Origin of the sequence: Streptomyces sp. NPDC060027, from assembly GCF_042737005.1 — a bacterium.
GTDB lineage: Bacteria > Actinomycetota > Actinomycetes > Streptomycetales > Streptomycetaceae > Streptomyces.
In genome coordinates this window covers 1-23,397 of sequence record NZ_JBHWVI010000004.1, presented here as the reverse complement: position 1 = coordinate 23,397, position 23,397 = coordinate 1, and the positions used below count along the sequence as shown (strand labels likewise).

At 72.3% G+C, this 23,397-nt stretch carries 18 protein-coding genes; 17 read left to right on the top strand and 1 reads right to left on the bottom strand.

The window, feature by feature from the left end:
- The first annotated feature begins 1 nt into the window (after position 1).
- The 16 genes from ACFWBT_RS01915 to ACFWBT_RS01840 all read left to right on the top strand — a co-directional run bounded on the left by ACFWBT_RS01915 (position 2) and on the right by ACFWBT_RS01840 (position 19,666).
- Positions 2–3,742, top strand: coding sequence for a type I polyketide synthase (locus ACFWBT_RS01915; RefSeq protein ID WP_385694607.1), 3,741 nt, complete (start codon positions 2–4; stop codon positions 3,740–3,742).
- A 2-nt stretch (positions 3,743–3,744) separates the two neighbouring features.
- Positions 3,745–5,109, top strand: a complete 1,365-nt coding sequence (locus ACFWBT_RS01910) for an MFS transporter (RefSeq protein WP_385694605.1) — start codon at positions 3,745–3,747, stop codon at positions 5,107–5,109.
- Positions 5,109–6,455, top strand: coding sequence for a cytochrome P450 (locus ACFWBT_RS01905; protein WP_385694603.1), 1,347 nt, complete (start codon positions 5,109–5,111; stop codon positions 6,453–6,455). The genes ACFWBT_RS01910 and ACFWBT_RS01905 overlap by 1 nt, the downstream gene beginning before the upstream one ends.
- 1 nt (position 6,456) lies before the next feature.
- Positions 6,457–7,260 carry a thioesterase II family protein gene (locus ACFWBT_RS01900; RefSeq protein WP_385694602.1) on the top strand — a complete coding sequence of 268 codons (804 nt, stop codon included), beginning with the start codon at positions 6,457–6,459 and terminating at the stop codon, positions 7,258–7,260.
- A gap of 31 nt (positions 7,261–7,291) precedes the next feature.
- Positions 7,292–8,116, top strand: a complete 825-nt coding sequence (locus ACFWBT_RS01895; protein ID WP_385694600.1) for an SDR family oxidoreductase — start codon at positions 7,292–7,294, stop codon at positions 8,114–8,116.
- 98 nt (positions 8,117–8,214) lie between these two features.
- Complete coding sequence (locus ACFWBT_RS01890) at positions 8,215–11,031, top strand: non-ribosomal peptide synthetase (RefSeq protein ID WP_385694599.1); 2,817 nt, start codon at positions 8,215–8,217, stop codon at positions 11,029–11,031.
- Positions 11,032–11,135: 104 nt separating this feature from the next.
- On the top strand, positions 11,136–12,074 hold the full coding sequence (locus ACFWBT_RS01885) for a Rossmann-like and DUF2520 domain-containing protein (RefSeq protein WP_385694596.1): 939 nt from the start codon (positions 11,136–11,138) through the stop codon (positions 12,072–12,074).
- Positions 12,071–13,063 carry a pantoate--beta-alanine ligase gene (gene panC, locus ACFWBT_RS01880; RefSeq protein WP_385694593.1) on the top strand — a complete coding sequence of 331 codons (993 nt, stop codon included), beginning with the start codon at positions 12,071–12,073 and terminating at the stop codon, positions 13,061–13,063. Before ACFWBT_RS01885 ends, panC begins: the two co-directional genes overlap by 4 nt.
- Positions 13,060–14,829, top strand: coding sequence for an L-aspartate oxidase (locus ACFWBT_RS01875; protein WP_385694590.1), 1,770 nt, complete (start codon positions 13,060–13,062; stop codon positions 14,827–14,829). Before panC ends, ACFWBT_RS01875 begins: the two co-directional genes overlap by 4 nt.
- A gap of 5 nt (positions 14,830–14,834) precedes the next feature.
- Positions 14,835–15,812, top strand: coding sequence for a carboxylating nicotinate-nucleotide diphosphorylase (gene nadC / locus ACFWBT_RS01870; RefSeq protein WP_385694588.1), 978 nt, complete (start codon positions 14,835–14,837; stop codon positions 15,810–15,812).
- Positions 15,813–15,820: 8 nt separating this feature from the next.
- A complete protein-coding gene (locus tag ACFWBT_RS01865) occupies positions 15,821–16,618 on the top strand; it encodes a type III pantothenate kinase (RefSeq protein WP_385694586.1) in 798 nt (265 codons plus the stop codon).
- A gap of 468 nt (positions 16,619–17,086) precedes the next feature.
- Positions 17,087–17,680, top strand: coding sequence for a hypothetical protein (locus tag ACFWBT_RS01860; protein ID WP_385694781.1), 594 nt, complete (start codon positions 17,087–17,089; stop codon positions 17,678–17,680).
- 13 nt (positions 17,681–17,693) lie between these two features.
- Positions 17,694–17,879, top strand: a complete 186-nt coding sequence (locus ACFWBT_RS01855) for a hypothetical protein (RefSeq protein ID WP_266761265.1) — start codon at positions 17,694–17,696, stop codon at positions 17,877–17,879.
- Between the two features lie 228 nt (positions 17,880–18,107).
- On the top strand, positions 18,108–18,524 hold the full coding sequence (locus tag ACFWBT_RS01850) for a BlaI/MecI/CopY family transcriptional regulator (protein ID WP_385694778.1): 417 nt from the start codon (positions 18,108–18,110) through the stop codon (positions 18,522–18,524).
- Positions 18,525–18,533: 9 nt separating this feature from the next.
- On the top strand, positions 18,534–19,103 hold the full coding sequence (locus ACFWBT_RS01845) for an amino-acid N-acetyltransferase (protein WP_385694584.1): 570 nt from the start codon (positions 18,534–18,536) through the stop codon (positions 19,101–19,103).
- Between the two features lie 227 nt (positions 19,104–19,330).
- Positions 19,331–19,666 carry an Lsr2 family protein gene (locus ACFWBT_RS01840; RefSeq protein WP_010986119.1) on the top strand — a complete coding sequence of 112 codons (336 nt, stop codon included), beginning with the start codon at positions 19,331–19,333 and terminating at the stop codon, positions 19,664–19,666.
- Here ACFWBT_RS01840 and ACFWBT_RS01835 read toward each other — a convergent pair.
- Positions 19,645–20,394 carry an SCO3374 family protein gene (locus ACFWBT_RS01835; RefSeq protein WP_385694582.1) on the bottom strand — a complete coding sequence of 250 codons (750 nt, stop codon included), beginning with the start codon at positions 20,392–20,394 and terminating at the stop codon, positions 19,645–19,647. The two genes, ACFWBT_RS01840 and ACFWBT_RS01835, sit on opposite strands and share 22 nt — an antisense overlap.
- 430 nt (positions 20,395–20,824) lie before the next feature.
- Between ACFWBT_RS01835 and ACFWBT_RS01830 the strand changes: the two genes are divergently transcribed.
- Positions 20,825–23,353 carry an ATP-dependent Clp protease ATP-binding subunit gene (locus tag ACFWBT_RS01830; RefSeq protein ID WP_385694580.1) on the top strand — a complete coding sequence of 843 codons (2,529 nt, stop codon included), beginning with the start codon at positions 20,825–20,827 and terminating at the stop codon, positions 23,351–23,353.
- Positions 23,354–23,397: the final 44 nt, after the last annotated feature.

The window sequence follows — 23,397 nt, the reverse complement described above, 5'->3', positions numbered from 1 at the left end:
CGTGCCGAGCACGGAGAACCGCCGGGGTGGTGCCGTGGCCGTCGTGGGCATGGCATGCCGGCTGCCCGGAGCCGACGACGTGGACCAGTACTGGGCGGCGCTGACGGCCGGCAAGGACGGCATCAGCCGCTTCGACCCCGGGCAGCTCGTCGCCCGGGGTGCCGACCCGGACTACGTGCACCGGGAGAACTTCGTCCCGGCCATGGGCGTCATCACCGGATCCCGCCGCTTCGACCGGGCGTACTTCGCCTACAGCCGGGCCGAGGCCGCGGCGATGGACCCGCAGCAACGGGTGTTCCTGGAGTGCGCGGTCACCGCGTTCGACGACGCGGGACTCGACCCGACCCGCTTCCGGGGCCGGATCGGGGTGTACGCGGGCGCCGACCGGGTCGGCGACCGCTCCGATCCCGAACAGGCCGAACTGGGTGAACTCGCCCGCTACATCGGGCAGGAGAAGGACTTCCTCGCCACCCGCGCGGCCTACAAGCTGGGGCTGCGCGGCCCCGCGCTCACCGTCCAGACCGCCTGCTCCACCTCGCTGACCGCCACGCATCTCGCCGTCCGCGCCCTCGTCGGCGGCGAGTGCGACGCCGCCCTCGCCGGAGGCGTCACCGTCATGCCCGACGGAGAGTGGGGCTACCTCTACGAGCCCGGCGGCATCCTGTCGCCCGACGGCCGCTGCCGGCCCTTCGACGAGGACGCGGCGGGTACCGTGCCCAGCGAGGGCGTCGCCGTCGTCGTACTCAAGCGGCTCGCGGACGCGCTGCGCGACGGCGACCGGATCGCCGCCGTGATCACCGGCACCGCCGTCAACAACGACGGCTCCGACAAGATGGCGTACACCGCTCCGTCCCCGACCGGGCAGAGCGAGGTGATCCGCGCCGCGCAGGGTGTCGCCGGAGTGGACCCGGCCGACGTCGACTACGTCGAGGCGCACGGCACCGCGACCCGGCTCGGCGACCCGGTGGAGGTGCAGGCCCTCGCCGACGTCTTCGGGGGCGCCGCCGCGGCCCGGGACCGCTGCGCGCTCGGCGCTGTGAAGGGGAACATCGGGCACACCGGTGTCGCCTCCGGAGTCGCCGGGCTGATCAAGACCGCGCTGATGCTGGAGCGCGGCCTGCTCGTGCCCACGGCGCACTTCACCAGGCCCAACAGCCTCCTGGAGCTGGACAGTTCGCCGTTCCGGATCGTCGAGCGGTGCGAGCCGTGGGAGCCCCGCCGGGGCGACGGAGCCCGGGTCGCCGCCGTCAGCTCCTTCGGAGTGGGCGGCACCAACGCCCACGTGGTCCTGGAGTCCGCGCCCCGCCGCGCCCCGCTCCCGGGCCGCGGCGGGCCACGGCCGCTGCTGGTGTCCGCCGCCGCGCCCGACGCGCTCGGCCGGATGGCCGAGGCGCTCGCCGACCGCCTCACCGTGGAGCAGGCCGCGCCGTCGCTCGCCGAGGTCTCCCGCACGCTCGCCGGGCGGCGTGTCCACCGGCACCGGGCGGCCGTCGTGGCGCACGACACGGAGCAGGCCGCCCGGTTGCTGCGCGGGATCGCCCAGCGGGAGGGTGCCGGGGAGGCCCCCGCCAAGCCGCGCAAGCTCGGCAAGGTCGCGTTCGTGTTCCCGGGGCAGGGCACCCTGCGGCACGCCGCCGGCGCCGCGGCCCACCGCCGGCTCCCCGGATTCAGGGCGGCGTTCGACGCGATACGCAAGACCGTCCTCGACGGCCACGGAATCGACCTGACGCCCGTCGTCGCCGAGGGAGACGGCACGTCCGAGGACTGGTTCGCCGACACCGTGCACCAGCAACTCGCCCTGTTCGCCCTCGGATACGCCTTCGGCAGCCAGCTCCGGGAGTGGCGCGTACGGCCCGCCGCGCTGCTCGGCAACAGCGTCGGCGAGTACGTGGCCGCCGCCCTCGCCGGGGTCTGGTCGCCCCAGGACGCCGCCGACCTGGTGTGCCGCCGGGCCCGCGCCATGTGGGACACCGAACCCGGCCGCATGGTGAGCGTCGCCGCCGACATCCGCGAGGTCGCGGCCCGGCTGCCCGCGGACGGCGAGGTCGGCGTCGCTGTCGAGGGCGCGGGCTCGGTCGTCCTGTCCGGCCCCGAGGCGGCCGTCGCGGACCTCCTGGCGGGCGACGCGCTCGCGGGCCTGCCGATCACGCCGGTGCACACCCGGCGAGCCTTCCACTCGAAGGCCATGGAACGGGCAGCCGAGGCGGTGCGCGCGTCCCTGTCGTCGGTGCCCGCCCGCCCGCCTCGGCTGCCGCTCGTCTCCAACGCCACCGGCGACTGGGCCGACCCGCGGCAGGTGGCCCGCCCCGACTACTGGGCCGCCCAGTTGCGCAGCCCCGTCCTGCTCGCCCGGGCCATGGAGACGCTGCTCGCCTCGGGCTGCACGACCTACGTCGAACTGGGCCCGGGCAGTTCGATGCTCGGCGGACTGCGCCGCAGCCCCGGCTGGGACGCCGCGTTCACCGCCGTACGGCTGACCGGACGGCCCGGGGAGCCTGCCGACGACGCCCTCCTTTCGGCGCTCGGCACCCTGTGGGAACTCGGCGCCGACCGCGCCGTCACCGACGTACTGGAGCCCGCCGAGGAGGGGACGGTGCGCTGCTCCCTGCCCGGCTACCGGTTCCTGGGCGAGGACCCGCGCGGCGAACGGACCCGCCCGCCCGCACCGGCACGCACCGCGCCCCGCGGCATCCCCGCGCGCGAGGGCGTCCGGACCGTGCTCGAAGAGCTGTGGTGCCGCACGCTCGGTGTGGCCGCCGCCCGCGACGACGACGACTTCTTCGCCCTAGGCGGCGAGTCCCTCATGGCCGTCACCCTGACGTCCCGGGTCAGGGAGCGCACCGGGTGCGCGCTGTCCGTCACCGACTTCTCACGGCGTCCCACCTTCGGGGACCTGGTGGAAGCCGTGACGAGCCGGCTGCCGGAATCCGGCGGTGCTCCGGCGCCGGTCCCCGGCGTGGCCACCCTCGCCGATGGACGGCCGGGGGAGCGGCCGCTGTTCCTCGTCAGCGACGCCGTCGGCACCGCGCTGCCCTACCGGGAACTCGCCGACGAACTGGGCGCCGCCGGCGGCAGGCCGGTGCTCGGACTGGAGGACACCGACGATGCCAGGGGCACGCCGCGCACGGTCGGTGCCGTGGCCGCGGCACACCTCGCGACCCTGCTGCTGGCGCAGCCCGAAGGCCCTTACACGATCGGCGGCTGGTCCTACGGCGCGGTCGTCGCCCATGAGCTGGCCCGGCTGCTGACCGGGCGCGGCGAGCGCGTCGATCTGCTCGTGTGCCTGGACGGCTTCGTGCCCGACACCGGTGGACTGCCCGTCGGCTTCGCCCCGGAGTTCCTGCGCGCGGGTCTGCGGGCCCAGGCCGAGGCGGCCCTCGGCGTCGGCCCGCTCGCGCGACGGCTGCGCCGGGACGCGGCACTGCGGCGGCGGTTCGCGGCCCGCCAGGCGGGGCTGTTGCGCTACCGGCCGTCGCCGCTGCCCTGCCCCGCGGTCCTGTTCAAGGCGTCCGGTGAACCGGCGGCTCCCGGCGGGCCGGACGGCACGGACCGGCTGCGCGCCCGCCTGACCGGCCTGTACGGGGGCGGGCTGCGGGTCGAGCCGGTCCCCGGCGACCACTGGTCGATGCTCGCCTCCCCCCACGCGCGACCACTCGCGAGCAGGATCCTCGGCGCGCTGGACGCGGGGAACGCGTCCCCCACCCGGGACGACCGCCGCGCTGTTCGACAAGGAAAGGAATGACCATGGCGGAGAATCCACCCGACACGGATCTGGTGGCGGAGCCGGGCGCCGCTCTGGTGAGCGACGCGGTCGCCACGGCCCCCGACGCGGCGCAGCCGCCACCGGCGCAGGAGCCCAAACCCCTTCTGCGCAACGGCGACTTCCAGGCACTGTGGACCAGTGAGGCGTTCGCCGCGCTCGCCAAGGAGACCGCCGAGGTCGCGTATCCGCTGCTGATCCTCGCCACCCACGGCAGCGCGTTCTACGCCGGTGCCGTCGGCTCCGCGCAACTGGTCACCGCCAGCCTGATGTCGATACCCGGCGGCACCCTCGCCGACCGGGTCGACCGGCGGCTGCTGCTCATCGTCTGCAACATGGTGCGCGTCGTCCTGCTCGGCCTGTTCGCGCTGCTCATCTCCACCGGGCACACCGACCCCGCCGTCATCTTCACCGTCGCCGTCGGCTCGGCCGCCTGTCTCGGTATCTCCAACCCGACCGGCCTCGCGGTCATCAAGCAGCTGGTGCCGCCCTCGCAGCTGACCCAGGCCACCGCGCAGAACCAGGTCCGCTACTTCGCGGCCACGATGGGTGGACCGCCCGCCGGCGGTTCGCTGTTCGCCGTCGCGCGCGCCTTCCCGTTCCTGAGCTCGGCCATCGCCTTCCTGATCTCCACCGCGCTGCTGCTGTTCATCCGCAAGCCGCTGAAGGTGGAGAACGCGACGCCCGGCGAGAAGCGCAACGCCGCCGAGGGTTTCCGCTTCCTGGCCCGGCAGCCCGTGCTGCGGCTCCTGATCATCTGGATCATGGGCTCGAACATGGCGTTCACCCATTCCGGCGTCTTCCTCGCGCTGATCGCCACCGCCGAGAGCCGGGGCGCCTCGCCCGCCTTCACCGGCCTGCTCCTGTCGATCGCCGGGGTCGGCGGCGTGGTCGGCTCGCTCCTCGCGAGCCCGATCATCAAACGGGTGAAGCCGCCGGTGCTGTTCCTGACCGCCGCCTGGATCGGCCCGGTCGCCGCCGTGCTGCTTGCGAACGTCTCCGGCCTCGTCCCGCTCGGCATCATCGTCGCCTGCGTCTTTCTGCGCGGGCCGATCACCAGTGCCTTGTTCCTCGCGTACCTGGCGGCCATGGCGCCGGACAAGGTGCAGGGCCGGGTGCTCGGCGCCGTGATGTTCATGTCGATGATCGCCGCCCCGATCGGCGTGTTCGGCGTCGGCGCCCTCTTCGATCTGGCCGGGTCCACCTGGGTGTTCACGGCCATGGCCATCGCCTCGGGCCTGGCCGCCCTGCCCACCCTCAGCCCCCGCATCCGCAAGCTCGCCCCGCCGGAGGAGTACGCCGTCACCACGGCGGACCCGTCCGGGGACCCGACCTCCAAGGAGACGTGATGGCCGCCGACGCCACACGGCAGACTTCCGCGACAGCCCGCCCCGCCGCCGCGACCGCTCCCGCCGTCACGGCCCTGGCCGCCGCGACGGGGGACGGCGACCGGTTGCCGCCGCAGTTCTTCACCGATCCCGACCCGGCGGCCGGCGCCACCCACGCCGCCAACGCCGAGCTGCGCGCGACTGGTTGTCCCGTACACCCCATCAACTACCCGCCCGGCGGCGAGGCCTACGTGGTCTCCGACTACGAGACCGCGCTCAAGGGGTTCGCGGACCCACGGCTGTCCAAGTCCGTCGACAACGCGCCCGCCTGGTTCCGCGACCTGCTCAAGGACAGCAGCCCGGTCCTCATCCGCAACATGATCACCGCGGACGCGCCCGACCACACCCGGCTGCGCCGCCTGGTCAGCCGCGCCTTCGTACCGCGCCGGATGGCCGTGCTGCGCCCCCGCATCCAGGAGATCACCGACGAACTCATCGACGCGCTCCCCGAGTCGGGCGAGATCGATCTGATGGAGTTCGCCTTCACCCTGCCCATGCGGGTCATCTGCGAATTCCTCGGCGTTCCGATCGAGGACCGTCCCGACCTCCACGCCTGGGGCTACTGGCTGAGTGGTGCGCCCTTCGCGGACGAGGAGTCGAACCGCAGGTTGAAGGAGGCCAGCGACAGCATCGAGCACTACCTCGTCGGGCTGCTCGACCGGCGCCGGGCCGAAGGGCTCGGCGACGACCTGGTCTCCATCCTGCTGCGGGCCGCCGACGAGGAGGACGTCTTCACCAACGACGAGCTGGTCTCCACCCTCGTCCTGCTGATCATCGCCGGTCACAAGACCACCGCGAACCTCATCGGCAACGGCCTGCAGGCTCTGTTCAGCCACCCCGACCAACTCGAACTCCTGTCGTCCAAGCCGGAGTTGGCGGAGTCGGCGATCGAGGAGTTCCTGCGCTTCGAGCCGCCCGTCTACCGCGGCACCCTCCGGGTGGCCACCGAGGACATGGAGCTGGGCGGCTGCCCCATACCCCGCGAGAGCTTCGTCCACATCCTCATGGACTCCGCCAACCGCGATCCGGAGGCATTCGAGAACCCCGACCGCCTCGACATCACCCGCAACGCCAACCGCCACCTCGCCTTCGGCCAGGGCGCGCACTTCTGCGTCGGCGCTCCGCTCTCCCGCGTCGAGGGCCAGGTCGCCTTCCCGACGCTGCTGCGCCGACTGAGCGGACTCGAACTCGCCATCCCGCACGACCAGTTGGAATGGGTCTTCGACAACTCCACCAGCCGGGGCCTGAAAAAGCTGCCGGTGCGGTACGCGGCACGGCTCGCCGCCGACACGGAGGAGGCGCGCTGAGATGACGACGACCACCGCACAGGACGGGAGCACCGAGGTGACGACGACCACCGCACAGGACGGGAGCACCGAGGTGACGACCACCACCACCGCCACGACGCTGGTCTGCCTGCCCTTCGCGGGCGCGGGCGCCTCCTTCTTCCGCCCCTGGCAGCGCGCGGCGGGCGAGCGCCTCACGATCCTGCCGCTCCAGCTTCCCGGCCGCGAGCGCCGGATCGACGAGGATCCGTACACCGACGCCCGCACAGCGACCGACGGCCTGCTCGACGACCTGCTCACCGCGCTCGCCGACGATCCTCGACTGCCGCGCAGGATCGCCCTGTTCGGCCACAGCCTGGGCGCCGTCCTCGCCTACGAACTGGCGCACCGCCTGGCCGGGGCGCCGGGCGAGACCGAACTCGTACGCCTCTTCGTCAGCGGCTCCCCGCACCCCGCCGAACAGCGGAGCCGCCGCGCCACGGGCCTGCCCGACGACGCGTTCCTCGCCCAGGTCAACGAGTTCGCCGGGTACACGCACGAGGCACTCGACGACCCGGAGATGCGCGAGCTGATCCTGCCGACGTTGCGCGCCGACGTGGAGATGCACGAGAGCTATGTGCCCGCCACCGACCTGGCGCTGCCCGTACCGCTCACCGTGCTGCGCGGCAGCCACGACGAACTCGTCGGCCGCGACGAGGCGGCGGCCTGGGCGAAGGTCGCGGGCGGTGACTTCCGCTCCGTCGAACTGATCGGCGGCCACATGTACCTGACCGAGTCCGCGGGGGCGCTGCTCGACGTCGTCCGCGTCGATCTCGGCCTCGGTTGAGCCGGGAACGAGCCGGAGAGGGGAGCGAGTCATGCGTTTGACGGGGAAGACCGTCGTCGTCACCGGGGCGTCCCGCGGTCTGGGCCGGGCCACGGCGGTGGCGTGCGCGGCCGAGGGCGCCGACCTGGCGCTGTTCGACCTCTGCGAAGACCTGCCCGGTGTTCCGTATCCACTGGGCACCACGAGCCAGTTGGAGCACACCGCGGCGCTGTGCCGCACATCCGGGGCGGCAGTGCTCACAGCCCGCTGCGACGTGCGCGACCTGCGTTCCGTCGAAGAGGCCGTCGCGCTCGCCGAGGACCGGTTCGGCCCGCTCGACGGTGTGGTCAACAACGCGGGGATCGCGGCACCCTCGGGCCGGCCCGCGCACGAGATCGGCGAGGAGGAGTGGGCGCTGATGATCGACGTCGACCTCTCCGGGGCGTGGCGGATGATCCGTACCGTCGGCAAGGCGATGAGTGCCCGCCGCTCGGGCAGCATCGTCAACATCGCCTCCACGGCGGGCCTGGTCGGCTACCGGCACTTCGCCGGGTACGTCGCCGCGAAGCACGGCCTGATCGGACTCACCAAGGCGGCGGCGCTCGACTACGCCCCCAGGAAGGTGCGGGTCAACGCCGTCTGCCCCGGCTCGGTCCGCGACTCCCCGACCGCCGAGGGCCGCATGCTCGCCGAGATCGCGCGGGCCCTCGACGTGCCGGTGAGCGAGCACGAGGAGACGTTCGTCGCGGCGCAGCCGATGAACGCCCTGATCGAGCCGGAGGACGTGGCGGCGGCGGTGGTCTACCTGCTGTCGGACGACGCCCGGCAGGTGACGGGATCGACGCTGACGGTGGACGGCGGCTTCACGGCCCGCTGAGCACTGCCGCGAACGCGAACGCGAAAGCGCACGCGAACGCAAGCCGACCGGGCGGGACCAGGCAGGACCAGGCAGGACTAGAAAAGGGGAGGACACCCGTGCTGGGTGCACAGTGCCATGCGGTCCGCGTCCGGGTGACCGGGTTCGACGCGCGGCAACTGGAGGACCGGCTGGCCGCCGCCGGCCCTTGGCGGCTGTGGTCGGAGGACGTTCCGGCCGAGCCGGCCCAGCCGCTCGCCGTACGCCGCCGCGAGGCCGAACTGCGGCGTGCGGTGACCGGGGGTGTGCGATGCGTCCTGCTGAACTATGCCGACGGCACGGCGGACCTGGTCGTCGTGGCACACCGGACCCGTCTGGACGGGCCCGGCCTGCGCCATCTGACGGAGGTGCTGACAGGGGAGTGCCCGCCTTCGCCCTGCCCGCGACCCGTCGCGCTCCGCGCCGACCTGCCGCCTGTGGCCGCCGCGCCGGAGTGGGGCCACGGCGATCCGTCCTCCACGGCCCAGGGCGCGTATCACCTCGACCTGCCTCTCCCCTACGCCACCACACCGCCGTCCCTCCGCCTGCCCGCTCTGGCCGTGACCCTCTCCCGTTACGACGGTCACGGCGCGACCGCCTCGGCGACGGCCGCGACCGACCGCGCGGGAGCGCTGGAGTACGTGGTGCCCCCGTCGATCACCCTGCTGGACCTGAGCACCGCGGATCCGGCACAGGTGACACGGGCCGTGGTCGCGGGCGTACTCGAGGAGACGGAGGGCGTGCCGGGACCGCCGCCGGAGGGCCCCGTGCCCGCCACCGGCGACGTCGGGCCGCGTGAATGGCTGCCCTGCCTCGCCCCGCCCTTCCCCCTCACCTTCGCCTTCTCGCCCCTCCCCGACGGCGGTACCCGCCTCTCCTGCTTCTTCCGGGTCAGCCATGTCTCGTCGGCGGTGGCCGAGGGCTTCACCCGGCATCTCGGCCGGGTGTACCGGCGGTCGGCGCTCGCGCCGGGGACCGCCGTCGCGGACGTGGAGCTGCTGGACGCCGAGGAGCGGGGCCGGGTGGCCCGGCTCGGGCGGCCCGGCCCCGCCCTCGCGTCCGAACCGGACACCCTGCCTGAGGCGTTCAGCCGGGTGGCGGCCGCCCATCCCGACGCCGTGGCTCTCTGCGAGGGCGAAGTGCAGCTCACCTACCGGGAGTTGGACGAGCGCTCCGCCCGCGTCGCGGCGGGGCTGCGGGACCGCGGAGTGCGCCGCGGTGACCGCGTGGGCGTCTGCCTGGAGCGGACCGCGGAACTGGTCGTCACCCTGCTCGCCGTGGTCAGGGCGGGAGCCGCGTACGTCCCGACCGACCCGGCCTACCCCGCCGACCGTCTCGCCCACACCGTGTCGGACGCGGGGCTGCGCGTCGTGGTGACCCGGCTCGGCGAGTTCCCGCGCGAGGGCAGGGTCGCGCTGCTGACCCCCGACGAACTCGCCGCCTCCGCCTCCGCCTCCGCCGCCTCCGCCGACGCGGGCGAGCTTCCCGGCGCGGCTCCCGACGACCCGGCCTATGTCATCTACACCTCCGGTTCCACGGGCCGCCCCAAGGGCGTGCTCGTACCGCACCGCAACGTCGTCTCCCTGATCGCCGCCACCCGCGGCGAGTACCGGCTCGGCGCCGACGACACCTGGACCCTCTTCCACTCGGCCGCCTTCGACTTCTCGGTGTGGGAGATCTGGGGCTGCCTGCTGACCGGCGGACGGCTCGTCGTCGTGCCGTACTTCGTCGCCCGCGACCCGGACGACTTCCGGGACCTGCTCCTCGCCGAGCACGTCACCGTGCTCAGCCAGACCCCGTCCGCGTTCTCCCAGCTCCTCCAGATCGACCACGCGGCGCTGCCGGTCCGGCTCGTGGTGTTCGGCGGCGAGCCGCTGGACAGCCGCATGCTGCTGCCCTGGTTCGACCGGCACCCCGAGAGCGCCTGCCGCATGGTCAACATGTTCGGCATCACCGAGACGACCGTGCACGTCACCGCCCAGACCGTGACCCGCGAACTCGCCCTCGGCGGCTCCCGCTCCGTAGGTCCCGCCCTGCCGGGCTGGCATCTGTACGTCACCGACGCCCAGGGCCGTCTCGTGCCCCCGGGCGTCACCGGCGAGATCTGCGTGGGTGGCGCCGGCGTCGCCGCCGGTTACCTCAACCGGCCCGAACTGACAGCCCAGCGCTTCGTGCCGGACCCGTACGTCCAGGACCCCTCGGCCCGGATGTACCGCAGTGGCGACCTCGGCCGGCTGCGCCCCGACGGGAGACTGGAACACCTCGGCAGGATCGACAGCCAGGTCAAGATCCGGGGCTTCCGCATCGAGCTCGACGAGATCCGCTCCGTGCTCCTGGAGGACCCGGCCGTCGCCGCGGCGGCCGTCGTGGTGCGCCGCGACGACCCCGTCGACCCGGCCGCGGCCCGGCTCGACGCCTACGTGGTACCGGCCGACGGCATCTCCGCCGCCGACCCGCAGGGCATCCGCAAGCGCGCCGCCGGCATCCTGCCCGAGCACATGGTCCCGGCCACGGTCACGGTCCTCGACGTCCTCCCGCTGACCACCAACGGCAAACTCGATGCCGCACGGCTGCCCGCCCCGCTCCGTTCGACGGCACCCGTACGGTCCGGACCGGGACCTTCCGGGTCTTCCGGGTCCTCCGGACCGGGCGGCAAGGACGGCGGGGAGGGCGGGGACGGCGGGGGCGACACCGGTCTCACCGCGGCCCTCCTGGAGATCTGGGAGACGGTCCTCGGCACCCCGGTGGGCCTCGACGACGACTTCTTCGAACTCGGCGGGAACTCCCTGTTCGCCGTCCGCATCAGCGCCACCCTGCGCGCCCGCGGCCTGCCCTCCCTGCCGCTGCGCGACCTCTACCGGACCCCCACGATCCGGGCTCTCACCACCTCACCCTGAACGACGATCCGGCCTCCCCGAAACGCCCTCGACTCCAATCGCGTTAACATGACGAGAAATCGTCCGGTACCCCGCGCGGACTGGAACGGGAAGGCCCTCGTCGAGTGAGTACATTCCAACAGCCGGACCCGAAGGACCGCCCCGCGCGCCTCAGCGTCGGCGTTGTCGGCGCGGGCCGCGTCGGTCCCGCCCTCGCGGCGGCCCTCCAGCTCGCCGGACACCGCCCGGTGGCCGTCTCCGGCGTCTCCGACGCCTCCAGGCGGCGTGCCGCGCAGCTCCTGCCCGATGTGCCGCTGGTGTCCCCGGCACAGGTCCTGGAGCGCGCCGACCTCGTGCTGCTGACCGTCCCGGACGACGCCCTGCCCGGGCTCGTCGAGGGGCTCGCCGACACGGGGTCCGTCCGGCCCGGCCAGCTGCTGGTGCACACCTCCGGGCGGTACGGCACGCGCGTGCTCGACCCGGCGCTCAGAGCCGGCGCGCTGCCGCTCGCCCTGCACCCCGCGATGACGTTCACGGGCACCCCCGTGGACGTCCAGCGGCTCGCCGGATGCTCCTTCGGGGTCACCGCGCCCGAACAGCTGCGGCTGGCCGCCGAGGCCCTGGTGATCGAGATGGGCGGCGAGCCCGAGTGGATCGCCGAGGAGTCCCGGCCGCTCTACCACGCGGCCCTCGCGCTCGGCGCCAACCACCTGGTGACCCTGGTCGCCGAGTCGATGGAGCTGCTGCGCACCGCCGGCGTGGAAGCCCCGGACCGGATGCTGGGCCCGCTGCTCGGCGCCGCTCTGGACAACGCGCTCAGGTCGGGCGACGCGGCCCTGACCGGACCGGTCGCGCGCGGGGACGCGGGCACGGTCGCCGCGCACATCGCCGAGCTGCGCGAGCACGCCCCGGGGACCGTCGCCGGCTATCTGGCCATGGCCCGCGCGACCGCCGACCGCGCGCTCGCCCACGGACTGCTCAAGCCGGAACTCGCCGAGGACCTCCTGGGGGTACTCGCCAACGGGACGGACGGGACCCAGGGGACCGAGGGAGACACCCGATGACCACCGCCCTGCTGCGCACCGCCGACGAACTGCACACGCGGGCCCGCGCGGGCCGCCGCGCCGTCGTGATGACCATGGGCGCCCTGCACGAGGGCCACGCCACCTTGATCCGCACCGCCCGCGAGATCGCGGGCGACGGGGGCGAAGTGGTCGTGACCGTCTTCGTGAACCCCCTCCAGTTCGGCCAGGGCGAGGACCTCGACCGCTACCCGCGCACCCTCGACGCCGACCTGAAGATCGCCGAACTGGCGGGAGCGGACGTCGTGTTCGCGCCCTCGGTCGACGAGGTCTACCCCGGCGGCGAGCCCCAGGTCCGGATCTCCGCGGGACCGATGGGCGGGCGCCTGGAAGGCTCCGTGCGGCCCGGCCACTTCGACGGCATGCTCACCGTCGTCGGCAAGCTGCTGCACCTCACCCGGCCCGACGTGGCGCTCTTCGGCCAGAAGGACGCCCAGCAGCTGGCCCTGATCCGGCGCATGGCGCGCGACCTGAACTTCGGGGTGGAGATCGCCGGGGTCCCCACCGTGCGCGAGGAGGACGGGCTCGCCCTCTCCAGCCGCAACCGCTACCTCTCGGCCGAGGAGCGGCACACCGCGCTCGCCCTCTCGCAGGCCCTGTTCGCGGGCCGCGACCGGCACGCCGCACAGGAGGCGCTGCGCGCGCGGGCCCGTGAGGTGCCCGCCACACGCGCGCGTGCCGAAGCCCTCAGCGCCATAGGCGAGTCCCGGGCCGCCGCCGACGCGCACGCCGTCGCCAAGGCCGTCCCCGGCGGTCCCGCCGGGGTCCGCGCGGCCGCGCGGCTGGTCCTCGACGAGGCGGCCCGCATGCGACCGCCGCTGGTCCTGGACTATCTGGCCCTCGTCGACCCTGACGACTTCACGGAGATCCCGGACGACTTCACCGGCGAGGCGGTCCTCGCCGTCGCCGCCCGGGTCGGGACGACCCGGCTGATCGACAACATCCCCCTCACCTTCGGAGCCGCCTCGTGACCGGCAAAGGCACAGGTCCAGGTACTGCCACTCGCACCGGCATACGACTGCACGCCCCCGCCCCCGGCTGGGCCCTCACCGCGGACGTCGTGGTCGTCGGCTCCGGCGTCGCCGGACTCACCGCGGCCCTGCGCTGCGAGGCCGCCGGGCTGAGGACCGTCGTCGTCACCAAGGCCCGCCTGGACGACGGCTCGACCCGCTGGGCGCAGGGCGGCATCGCCGCGGCCCTCGGCGAGGGCGACACCCCCGAGCAGCACCTGGACGACACCCTGGTCGCGGGCGCGGGCCTGTGCGACGAGGAGGCCGTGCGCATCCTCGTCACCGAGGGCCCCGACGCCGTCCGCCGGCTCATCGCGACCGGCGCGCACTTCGACGAGTCCGCCGAGGGCCGGCTCGAACTCACCCGCGAGGGCGGCCACCACCGCCGCCGCATCGCGCACGCGGGCGGCGACGCGACGGGCGCCGAGATCTCCCGGGCCCTCGTCGAGGCGGTCCGCGCGCGTGGCCTGCGCACGGTCGAGAACGCCCTCGTCCTCGACCTCCTCACCGACGCCGACGGCCGCACCGCGGGCGTGACCCTGCACGTCATGGGAGAGGGCCAGCACGACGGAGTGGGCGCCGTGCACGCCCCCGCCGTGGTCCTCGCGACCGGCGGCATGGGCCAGGTCTACTCCGCGACCACCAACCCGTCCGTCTCCACCGGCGACGGCGTGGCCCTCGCCCTGCGCGCGGGCGCCGAGGTCTCCGACCTCGAATTCGTCCAGTTCCACCCGACCGTGCTCTTCCTCGGGCCGGACGCGGAGGGCCAGCAGCCGCTGGTCTCCGAGGCGGTACGCGGCGAGGGCGCCCACCTGGTCGACGGTGACGGCGTGCGCTTCATGGTGGGCCAGCACGAGCTGGCCGAGCTGGCGCCCCGGGACATCGTCGCCAAGGGCATCATGCGCCGCATGCAGGAGCAGGACGCCGAGCACATGTTCCTCGACGCCCGGCACTTCGGCGCCGCCATGTGGGAGCACCGCTTCCCGACGATCCTCGCCGCCTGCCGCGCCCACGGCATCGACCCGGTGACCGAGCCCGTCCCGGTCGCGCCGGCCGCGCACTACGCCTCCGGAGGCGTACGGACCGACGCGCGGGGCCGCACCACGGTCCCCGGCCTGTACGCGTGCGGCGAGGTCGCCTGCACCGGCGTCCACGGCGCCAACCGGCTCGCCTCCAACTCCCTGCTGGAGGGCCTGGTCTACGCCGAGCGCATCGCCGCCGACATCGCGGCGAGCCACGCCGAGGACGGTCTCCACGCGCGCGTGCCCGAACCCGTGCCGCACCCCGAGAAGCCCGCGCACCCGCTGCTCGCCCCCGAGGCCCGCTTCGCGATCCAGCGGATCATGACCGCGGGCGCCGGTGTGCTGCGCTCCGCCGAGTCCCTCGCGACCGCCGCCGACCAGCTCCAGCGGCTGCACACCGACGCGCGTGACGCCCTGGACGAGAACGGCAAGACCTCCGAACCCGGCGTCGACACCTGGGAGGCGACCAACCTGCTGTGCGTGGCCCGCGTCCTGGTCGCCGCCGCCCGCCTCCGCGAGGAGACCCGGGGCTGCCACTGGCGCGAGGACCACGCCGACCGGGACGACGCGCAGTGGCGCCGCCACATCGTCGTACGGCTGAATCCCGACCGGACCCTCGCCGTGCGCACCACCGATACCGCAGACTTCCCCCCGACGTCCGGGCAGCCCCTCCCGGCGCCCCAGTCCCGTCCCCAGGAGCAGTGACCGAAGTGAGCACCCACGACCTTCCCCTCGTCCAGAGCGGCGGCTGCGGCGACGGCTGCGGCTGCGGCGCCGACACGGACGAGGCGTACATGGAGTGCGGTCTCGATCCCGCTCTCGCCCAGCTCCTCGCCGACGCCGGTCTCGACCCCCTCGAGGTCGAGGACATCGCGAACGTGGCGATCCAGGAGGACCTCGACCACGGTGTGGACGTGACGACGGTCGCGACCATCCCCGAGGACGCCGTCTCCACCGCCGACTTCACCGCCCGGGACGCGGGCGTCGTCGCGGGTCTGCGGGTCGCCGAGGCCGTCCTCTCCGTGGTCTGCACCGACGAGTTCGAGGTCGAGCGGCACGTGGAGGACGGCGACCGCGTCGAGGCCGGCCAGAAGCTGCTGAGCGTCACCACGCGCACCCGCGACCTGCTGACCGCCGAGCGCAGCGCGCTGAACCTCCTGTGCCGGCTGTCCGGCATCGCGACGGCCACGCGCGCGTGGGCGGACGCCCTGGAGGGCACCGAGGCCCGTGTCCGGGACACCCGCAAGACGACGCCGGGCCTGCGCTCGCTGGAGAAGTTCGCGGTGCGCTGCGGCGGCGGCGTCAACCACCGCATGTCGCTCTCCGACGCCGCGCTGGTCAAGGACAACCACGTCGTCGCCGCCGGCGGCGTGGCACAGGCCTTCAAGGCCGTACGGGAGATGTTCCCGGAGGTCCCGGTCGAGGTCGAGGTCGACACCCTGCACCAGCTGCGCGAGGTCGTCGACGCGGGCGCCGACCTGATCCTTCTGGACAACTTCACGCCCGTCGAGTGCGAGGAGGCGGTGGCCGTCGTCGAGGGCCGGGCCCTTCTGGAGGCGTCCGGGCGGCTCGTCCTCGACAACGCCGCGGCGTACGCGCGGACGGGCGTCGACTTCCTGGCCGTGGGCGCGCTCACGCACTCCGCACCGATCCTGGACATCGGCCTCGACCTGCGAGCGGCGGAGTAACCCCGGCCATGCTGCTGACCATCGACGTAGGCAACACCCACACGGTCCTCGGCCTCTTCGACGGGGAGGAGATCGTCGAGCACTGGCGCATCTCCACCGACGCGCGCCGCACCGCCGACGAGCTCGCCGTGCTCCTCCAGGGACTCATGGGCATGCACCCGCTGCTCGGCGAGGAGCTCGGCGACGGCATCGACGGCATCGCGATCTGCGCGACCGTACCGTCCGTGCTGCACGAGCTGCGCGAGGTGACGCGGCGCTACTACGGCGATGTCCCCGCCGTCCTCGTCGAGCCCGGCGTCAAGACGGGCGTGCCGATCCTCACGGACAACCCCAAGGAGGTCGGCGCCGACCGGATCATCAACGCCGTGGCGGCCGTCGAGCTCTACGGGGGACCGGCGATCGTCGTCGACTTCGGCACCGCGACCACCTTCGACGCGGTCAGCGCGCGGGGCGAGTACGTCGGCGGTGTCATCGCTCCCGGCATCGAGATCTCCGTCGAGGCGCTCGGCGTCAAGGGCGCGCAGCTGCGGAAGATCGAGGTGGCCCGGCCGCGCGCGGTGATCGGCAAGAACACCGTCGAGGCGATGCAGTCCGGCATCATCTACGGGTTCGCCGGCCAGGTCGACGGAGTCGTGACCCGTATGGCGCGTGAGCTCGCCGACGACCCCGAGGACGTCACCGTGATCGCCACGGGCGGGCTGGCTCCCATGGTCCTCGGCGAGTCCTCGGTGATCGACGAGCACGAGCCGTGGCTGACGCTGATCGGGCTGCGCCTGGTGTACGAGCGGAACGTCTCGCGGATGTGAGCTCCCGGAGCGCACCCCGAGGACCGGCGCCGTCCGCGCCCCTCGGAGTGCGCGCCGACGGGCGGTGCGTGAGCGCTTCCCGACGGGCGGGCGTCACGCGGCTTCCCGACGGGCGGCGCGGTATCGCGTCCCTCGGACCGTGCGCCCGCTGTGCGGCACCCACACGCGTTCCGCGCACCGGGGCCGAAGCGTCTCGCCCCTGTGCGCTTTCCGGGGCCGAAGCGCTTCGCCCGGTGCGCTTCCCGTGTCGTGAGCGGCACGTTCGCGAGGCTCTTCGCGCCGACTCCGGCGGGGAGAGCCTCGATCCGCTTCCGGGATCCGCTCCCGGGTTCCGCTTCCGCGATCCGCTTCCGAACTGCTCCGGCGTCCGCGAGAACATGACGCGCCACATTTTGACCGCTATGCGGATTTTGTCTGATTAGCGCGTATCGTCGCCGCATGCCCACGCCCTACGGATCCCACGGCGGTATGGCGTTCGGTGCGGAGGAGCTGCGTGTGCTCCGCCGTGCCCTCGCCCTCGCCCTGCACCCCAGTCCCGCCTCGGCCGAGGACGTCCAGGACTGCCTCCGCCTCGCCGAGTCCGTCGACGACGCGGCCCGCGAGGGAGCCAGGCTCCGGGCCTTCCTGGTGGCCGACCTGGCCCGCTACCGGGCCGCGCTGCCGGGCACCGCTGCCGGCTACCTCGTCCTCCTGGAGGAGGTCCTCGCGGCCGGCTACCGGCCGAACCCCGACGACCTCGCCGCGCTCCGCGCGCTGCGCGGCAACCCCACCGCGGCGGCCCTCCTGGACCGCTGCCGGGTCCTCGCCGAGCAGGACGTGCGCGCCCGTCTCGCGGGACGCTCGGTCCCCTCGGCCCCCTTGGTGCCGTCGTCCCGCACCCGGCTGCTGGCCCTGCCCGGGGGCCGGGCCGCCGACGAACCCGAGAAGAAGTCCGAGCCGAAGCCGCAGTCCCAGCCGCCCCACCCGGACCGGCCCATCCCCACCCCGGGCGAGGTCTTCCCGCCGAGGCGCAAGCCCGGGCCGCCTCCGGCGAACCCCCCGCAGCAGCTCGCGGCGGGCTAGCTACCCTGGGGGCATGGACTATGTCTCCGCGCTCGTGCCCCCCGTCGTGATGGCCGTGTTCTTCATCGGGCTCATCGTGACGATCGTGAAGAGCCAGGGCGGCGCCAACAAGGCCAAGGAGGACGCGGTCGTCGACGCCGCCCTCGCGCGCGTGGAAGGCGCCCACCAGGCCTCGGGCCCCAAGGACGCCGGGGCCTGAGCCCAGGGCGGCCCCGCGCGGAGTCCCGACCGCGCCCCCTTCGGCGTACGGCCGCCCCGAACTCTCGGGCGTACGGTCGCCCCGGCCCGACCGCGCTCCCACCGGCGTACGACTCACACGTTTCATGCGTTTCATACGTTCTTCGAGTCGTACGCCCTTTTTGTTGGTCATCTCCCACTATTGTTCTGAGCTGTGCCTCGCCCATTGGGAGAACTCGAAGACGCGGTCATGACGCGGGTGTGGAAGTGGAACCGCCCGGTGACCGTTCGGGAAGTCCTGGAAGACCTTCAACAGGAACGGTCCATCGCGTACACCACGGTGATGACCGTTTTGGACAATCTCCATCAGAAGGGCTGGGTCCGTCGCGAGGCGGAAGGCCGGGCCTATCGATATGAGGCGGTCTCCACTCGTGCCGCCTACTCGGCGGCGCTGATGAACGACGCCTGGTCGCAGAGCGACAACCCGGCAGCCGCTCTCGTCGCCTTCTTCGGGATGATGAGCGAGGAACAGCGGGTCGCGCTCAGGGATGCCGTGCGCATGGTGCAAGGGCCCGAACCACAGGCTTCCGAACCCGTCGAAAGGCCACCGGAGCCCCAGCGCTCCGAGGAGAACCCCGCCGGGGACGGGGACGGCTCAGAGCGATAGCGTCCGCTCATGCCAGCAGAGCATCCCGCAGAGGTTCCAGCAGAGCTTCCGGCACAGCATCCCGAAGTCACCGCAAAAGCCATCACCGTCCGGCGGGCCAGGACCAGCGATGTCGCGGCCGTACGCGGACTCCTCGACGCGAACGTGCGCCGCCGTATCCTGCTCGACAAAGCCACGGTCACCCTTTACGAGGACATCCAGGAGTTCTGGGTCGCGGAACGCGACGACAACGCCGAGGTGGTCGGCTGCGGTGCGCTCCACGTGATGTGGGAAGACCTCGCGGAAGTCCGCACTCTCGCGGTGAACCCCGTGGTCAAGGGCCTCGGCGTCGGTCATCAGTTGCTGGAGAAGTTGCTGCAGACCGCTCGCTGGCTCGGCGTTCGGCGGGTTTTCTGTCTGACCTTCGAAGTCGGCTTCTTCGCGAAGCACGGCTTCGTGGAGATCGGCGAGACACCCGTCGACACCGATGTCTACGCCGAGCTCCTGCGTTCCTATGACGAGGGCGTGGCGGAGTTCCTCGGTCTCGAACGAGTGAAACCGAACACCTTGGGCAACAGCCGGATGCTTCTGCATCTGTGATCGCCACCGGCTATTCCGTCGGAGTGCGCTGCCCACGTTCCCTATGTCCGAAACGCGCACGTTTCCGGGCGGGCAGTGGTCACTGAGTCTCTGCCAGGGGTTTGTGTTTTTCCAGCAAAAGCGGTTTGCTTTCCGACGTACTGCAGTACTGCATATAACAAGGGACGGCGAAACGGCGGACGCCGCGGGCCCTCCTTGCCCTGAAGTTATCGATGAAAGGAAATCCGGTGGCACAGAAGGTTCAGGTCCTTCTTGTCGACGACCTCGACGGTGGCGAGGCGGACGAGACCGTGACGTTCGCGTTGGACGGCAAGACGTACGAAATCGATCTCACGACCGCCAATGCGGACAAGCTCCGTGGCCTTCTCGAGCCCTACGTGAAGGGTGGTCGTCGTACCGGAGGCCGTGCTTCGGGCGGACGCGGAAAGGCCCGTGTCGCTTCCGGCGGCAGCCAGGACACCGCGCAGATCCGTGCCTGGGCGAAGGAGAACGGCTACGAGGTCAACGACCGCGGCCGAGTTCCCGCGTCCATTCGTGAGGCTTACGAGAAGGCCAACGGCTGAGCGCAGGCGCGCCGCAGCCTTACCCGATGGCACTGCGTCGCCATCGTCTGCACGAGTCGTACGAGATCGGGGGCGCCCCCACCGCCCCCGCCGACGGCCCCGCCGCCCAGCGCCGACAGCGTCGGCAATGCCGGCTCCACCGCGCAGCCGGGCTCCGGGGGCCGCAGCCAGCGGGCGGCCCCTCGCGGGCCCCTCTGTGTTTCCGGACCGGCCGCCGGCCGGTCCCCGGGACGGGCTTGCGGGTGGTCCTCTGTCCCGGCCTCTGTCCCGGCCTCTGTCCCGGCCTCTGTCCCGGCCTCCGGTCCGGTCGGCAGCGGAGCGCGGGGATCCGGTGACATCGGAGCCCCGAAGCCCGGGACGCCGGGATCCGGCGGCGGGGGAGCCTCGATGCTTCCGCCCGCGCCGATCGCCGTGAGATCCAGCGCGAGAGCGCCCCATTCCAGCCAGTCGAGCAGCCCCGGCAGCTCCTCCGCGCTCCCCGCGGCCACCAGCAACAGCATCCGCTCCCCGTGCAACGCCACCGGAGACGCGGGTCCCAGATGCCGCAGCGCCGCGTATCCGGCCTCCGCCGGCGCCTCCAGGACGTCGAAGCGCAGCCCCGTGACGAGCCGTACCGGCGACCCGGGCACTGCCGCCCAGCCCAGTTCGTTCTCGTACCACTGATGCACCGGATCGACCGGATCTCCCGGATCGAACGGCCGGCGGGGGAGAGGGAGGGCGGGAACCATGCAAGGAGCAACCGCCGGAAGAGCCCCGGAGTTACGCTGGGCGTTTCCGTGAACGCACAGAGTTCCTGGAAAATGGGCGTGCGAGGGCCTTCGGCCGGGCAAGAGTGTTCGCCCGTAGCGGAGGGAACCGGTGCGCGCGGCATGGACTGTCGGTGCGTACGGGTAAGACATCCCTAGTGGGAGGGGCGACACGCACGGCTCGGGCATCTCACGTTCGCCATCGGCGTACAGCGGGAGAGGGTATCTGCCTGGCCTGCGGGAACATCGTCTCGCACCATCAGGTTGGAGCAGATGTCGGCGTTCGGGGTCTGGAGGCCAAGGACGGTGTCGGCAGTTGGAATGAGCGGTCCCCGCTTGCGGGACTAAGCTGCGGAAGGACAGGGAGGGGAGCGTCCCCTTACTGCCTGACCGCTCTGAGGAGCGATTAACGATGTTCGAGAGGTTCACCGACCGCGCGCGGCGGGTTGTCGTCCTGGCTCAGGAAGAAGCCCGGATGCTCAACCACAACTACATCGGCACCGAGCACATCCTCCTGGGCCTGATCCACGAGGGTGAGGGTGTCGCCGCTAAGGCCCTGGAGAGCCTCGGGATTTCGCTCGAGGCGGTCCGCCAGCAGGTGGAGGAGATCATCGGTCAGGGCCAGCAGGCCCCGTCCGGCCACATCCCCTTCACCCCCCGTGCCAAGAAGGTCCTGGAGCTGTCGCTCCGCGAGGCCCTTCAGCTGGGCCACAACTACATCGGCACGGAGCACATCCTGCTCGGCCTGATCCGTGAGGGCGAGGGCGTCGCCGCCCAGGTCCTGGTCAAGCTGGGCGCAGACCTCAACCGGGTGCGGCAGCAGGTGATCCAGCTGCTCTCCGGCTACCAGGGCAAGGAGACCGCCGGCGCCAGTGGCGGTCCTGCCGAGGGCACTCCCTCCACGTCCCTGGTCCTCGACCAGTTCGGCCGGAACCTCACCCAGGCCGCTCGTGAGTCCAAGCTCGACCCGGTCATCGGGCGCGAGAAGGAGATCGAGCGGGTCATGCAGGTGCTGTCCCGCCGCACGAAGAACAACCCGGTGCTGATCGGTGAGCCCGGCGTCGGCAAGACCGCCGTCGTCGAGGGCCTCGCCCAGGCCATCGTCAAGGGCGAGGTGCCCGAGACCCTCAAGGACAAGCACCTCTACACCCTCGACCTCGGCGCGCTGGTCGCCGGCTCCCGCTACCGCGGTGACTTCGAGGAGCGCCTGAAGAAGGTCCTCAAGGAGATCCGCACCCGCGGCGACATCATCCTGTTCATCGACGAGCTCCACACGCTCGTCGGTGCGGGTGCCGCCGAGGGCGCCATCGACGCCGCTTCGATCCTGAAGCCGATGCTGGCCCGCGGTGAGCTGCAGACCATCGGTGCCACCACGCTGGACGAGTACCGCAAGCACCTCGAGAAGGACGCGGCCCTCGAGCGCCGCTTCCAGCCGATCCAGGTGGCGGAGCCTTCCCTCCCCCACACGATCGAGATCCTCAAGGGTCTGCGCGACCGGTACGAGGCCCACCACCGTGTCTCCATCACGGACGAGGCCCTGGTGCAGGCGGCGACGCTCGCCGACCGGTACATCTCGGACCGCTTCCTCCCCGACAAGGCGATCGACCTGATCGACGAGGCGGGCTCCCGGATGCGCATCCGTCGGATGACCGCACCGCCGGACCTCCGCGAGTTCGACGAGAAGATCGCGGGCGTGCGCCGCGACAAGGAGTCGGCCATCGACTCCCAGGACTTCGAGAAGGCGGCCTCTCTCCGCGACAAGGAGAAGCAGCTGCTGGCGGCGAAGGCCAAGCGCGAGAAGGAGTGGAAGGCCGGCGACATGGACGTCGTGGCCGAGGTCGACGGCGAGCTCATCGCCGAGGTCCTGGCCACCGCCACCGGCATCCCGGTCTTCAAGCTGACCGAGGAGGAGTCCTCGCGTCTGCTGCGCATGGAGGACGAGCTCCACAAGCGGGTCATCGGCCAGAAGGACGCCATCAAGGCGCTCTCGCAGGCGATCCGCCGTACGCGAGCGGGTCTGAAGGACCCGAAGCGTCCCGGTGGTTCCTTCATCTTCGCCGGCCCCTCGGGTGTCGGTAAGACGGAGCTGTCGAAGACCCTCGCGGAGTTCCTCTTCGGTGACGAGGACGCGCTGATCTCCCTCGACATGTCGGAGTTCAGCGAGAAGCACACGGTCTCGCGTCTCTTCGGTTCGCCCCCCGGCTACGTGGGCTACGAAGAGGGCGGTCAGCTGACCGAGAAGGTCCGCCGCAAGCCGTTCTCCGTCGTCCTCTTCGACGAGGTCGAGAAGGCCCACCCGGACATCTTCAACTCGCTGCTGCAGATCCTGGAGGACGGTCGCCTGACCGACTCCCAGGGCCGGGTCGTGGACTTCAAGAACACGGTCATCATCATGACGACCAACCTCGGCACCCGGGACATCTCCAAGGGCTTCAACCTCGGCTTCGCGGCCGTGGGCGACGTCAAGTCCAACTACGACCGGATGAAGGCCAAGGTCAACGAGGAGCTGAAGCAGCACTTCCGCCCCGAGTTCCTGAACCGTGTCGACGACACGGTGGTCTTCCACCAGCTGACCGAGGAAGACATCATCCAGATCGTCGACCTCATGGTCGCGAAGGTGGACGAGCGTTTGAAGGACCGGGACATGGGCATCGAACTGAGCCCGAGCGCCAAGTCCCTCCTCGCGAAGAAGGGCTACGACCCCGTCCTGGGCGCCCGGCCGCTGCGCCGGACCATCCAGCGCGAGATCGAGGACATCCTCTCCGAGAAGATCCTCTTCGGCGAGCTCCGTCCCGGCCACATCGTGGTCGTCGACACGGAGGGCGAGGGCGAGACCAAGGCCTTCACCTTCCGCGGTGAGGAGAAGTCGGCGCTGCCCGACGTCCCGCCGATCGAGCAGGCCGCCGGCGGTGCCGGTCCCAACCTGAGCAAGGAGGCGTGACCTCCGGGTCCGCCTGAAAAGGGGCTGCCCCGGGACTTCGGTCC

What these genes read in the sequence shown, in the direction of transcription:
- ACFWBT_RS01830 (WP_385694580.1), top strand. Translation starts at nt 20,825, where the DNA reads ATGTTCGAGAGGTTCACCGACCGCGCGCGGCGGGTTGTCGTCCTGGCT.
- ACFWBT_RS01860 (WP_385694781.1), top strand. Translation starts at nt 17,087, where the DNA reads ATGGCGTTCGGTGCGGAGGAGCTGCGTGTGCTCCGCCGTGCCCTCGCC.
- ACFWBT_RS01835 (WP_385694582.1), bottom strand. Translation starts at nt 20,394, where the DNA reads ATGGTTCCCGCCCTCCCTCTCCCCCGCCGGCCGTTCGATCCGGGAGAT.
- ACFWBT_RS01865 (WP_385694586.1), top strand. Translation starts at nt 15,821, where the DNA reads ATGCTGCTGACCATCGACGTAGGCAACACCCACACGGTCCTCGGCCTC.
- ACFWBT_RS01900 (WP_385694602.1), top strand. Translation starts at nt 6,457, where the DNA reads ATGACGACGACCACCGCACAGGACGGGAGCACCGAGGTGACGACGACC.
- ACFWBT_RS01905 (WP_385694603.1), top strand. Translation starts at nt 5,109, where the DNA reads ATGGCCGCCGACGCCACACGGCAGACTTCCGCGACAGCCCGCCCCGCC.
- panC (WP_385694593.1), top strand. Translation starts at nt 12,071, where the DNA reads ATGACCACCGCCCTGCTGCGCACCGCCGACGAACTGCACACGCGGGCC.
- ACFWBT_RS01850 (WP_385694778.1), top strand. Translation starts at nt 18,108, where the DNA reads ATGACGCGGGTGTGGAAGTGGAACCGCCCGGTGACCGTTCGGGAAGTC.
- ACFWBT_RS01895 (WP_385694600.1), top strand. Translation starts at nt 7,292, where the DNA reads ATGCGTTTGACGGGGAAGACCGTCGTCGTCACCGGGGCGTCCCGCGGT.
- ACFWBT_RS01910 (WP_385694605.1), top strand. Translation starts at nt 3,745, where the DNA reads ATGGCGGAGAATCCACCCGACACGGATCTGGTGGCGGAGCCGGGCGCC.
- ACFWBT_RS01855 (WP_266761265.1), top strand. Translation starts at nt 17,694, where the DNA reads ATGGACTATGTCTCCGCGCTCGTGCCCCCCGTCGTGATGGCCGTGTTC.
- ACFWBT_RS01845 (WP_385694584.1), top strand. Translation starts at nt 18,534, where the DNA reads ATGCCAGCAGAGCATCCCGCAGAGGTTCCAGCAGAGCTTCCGGCACAG.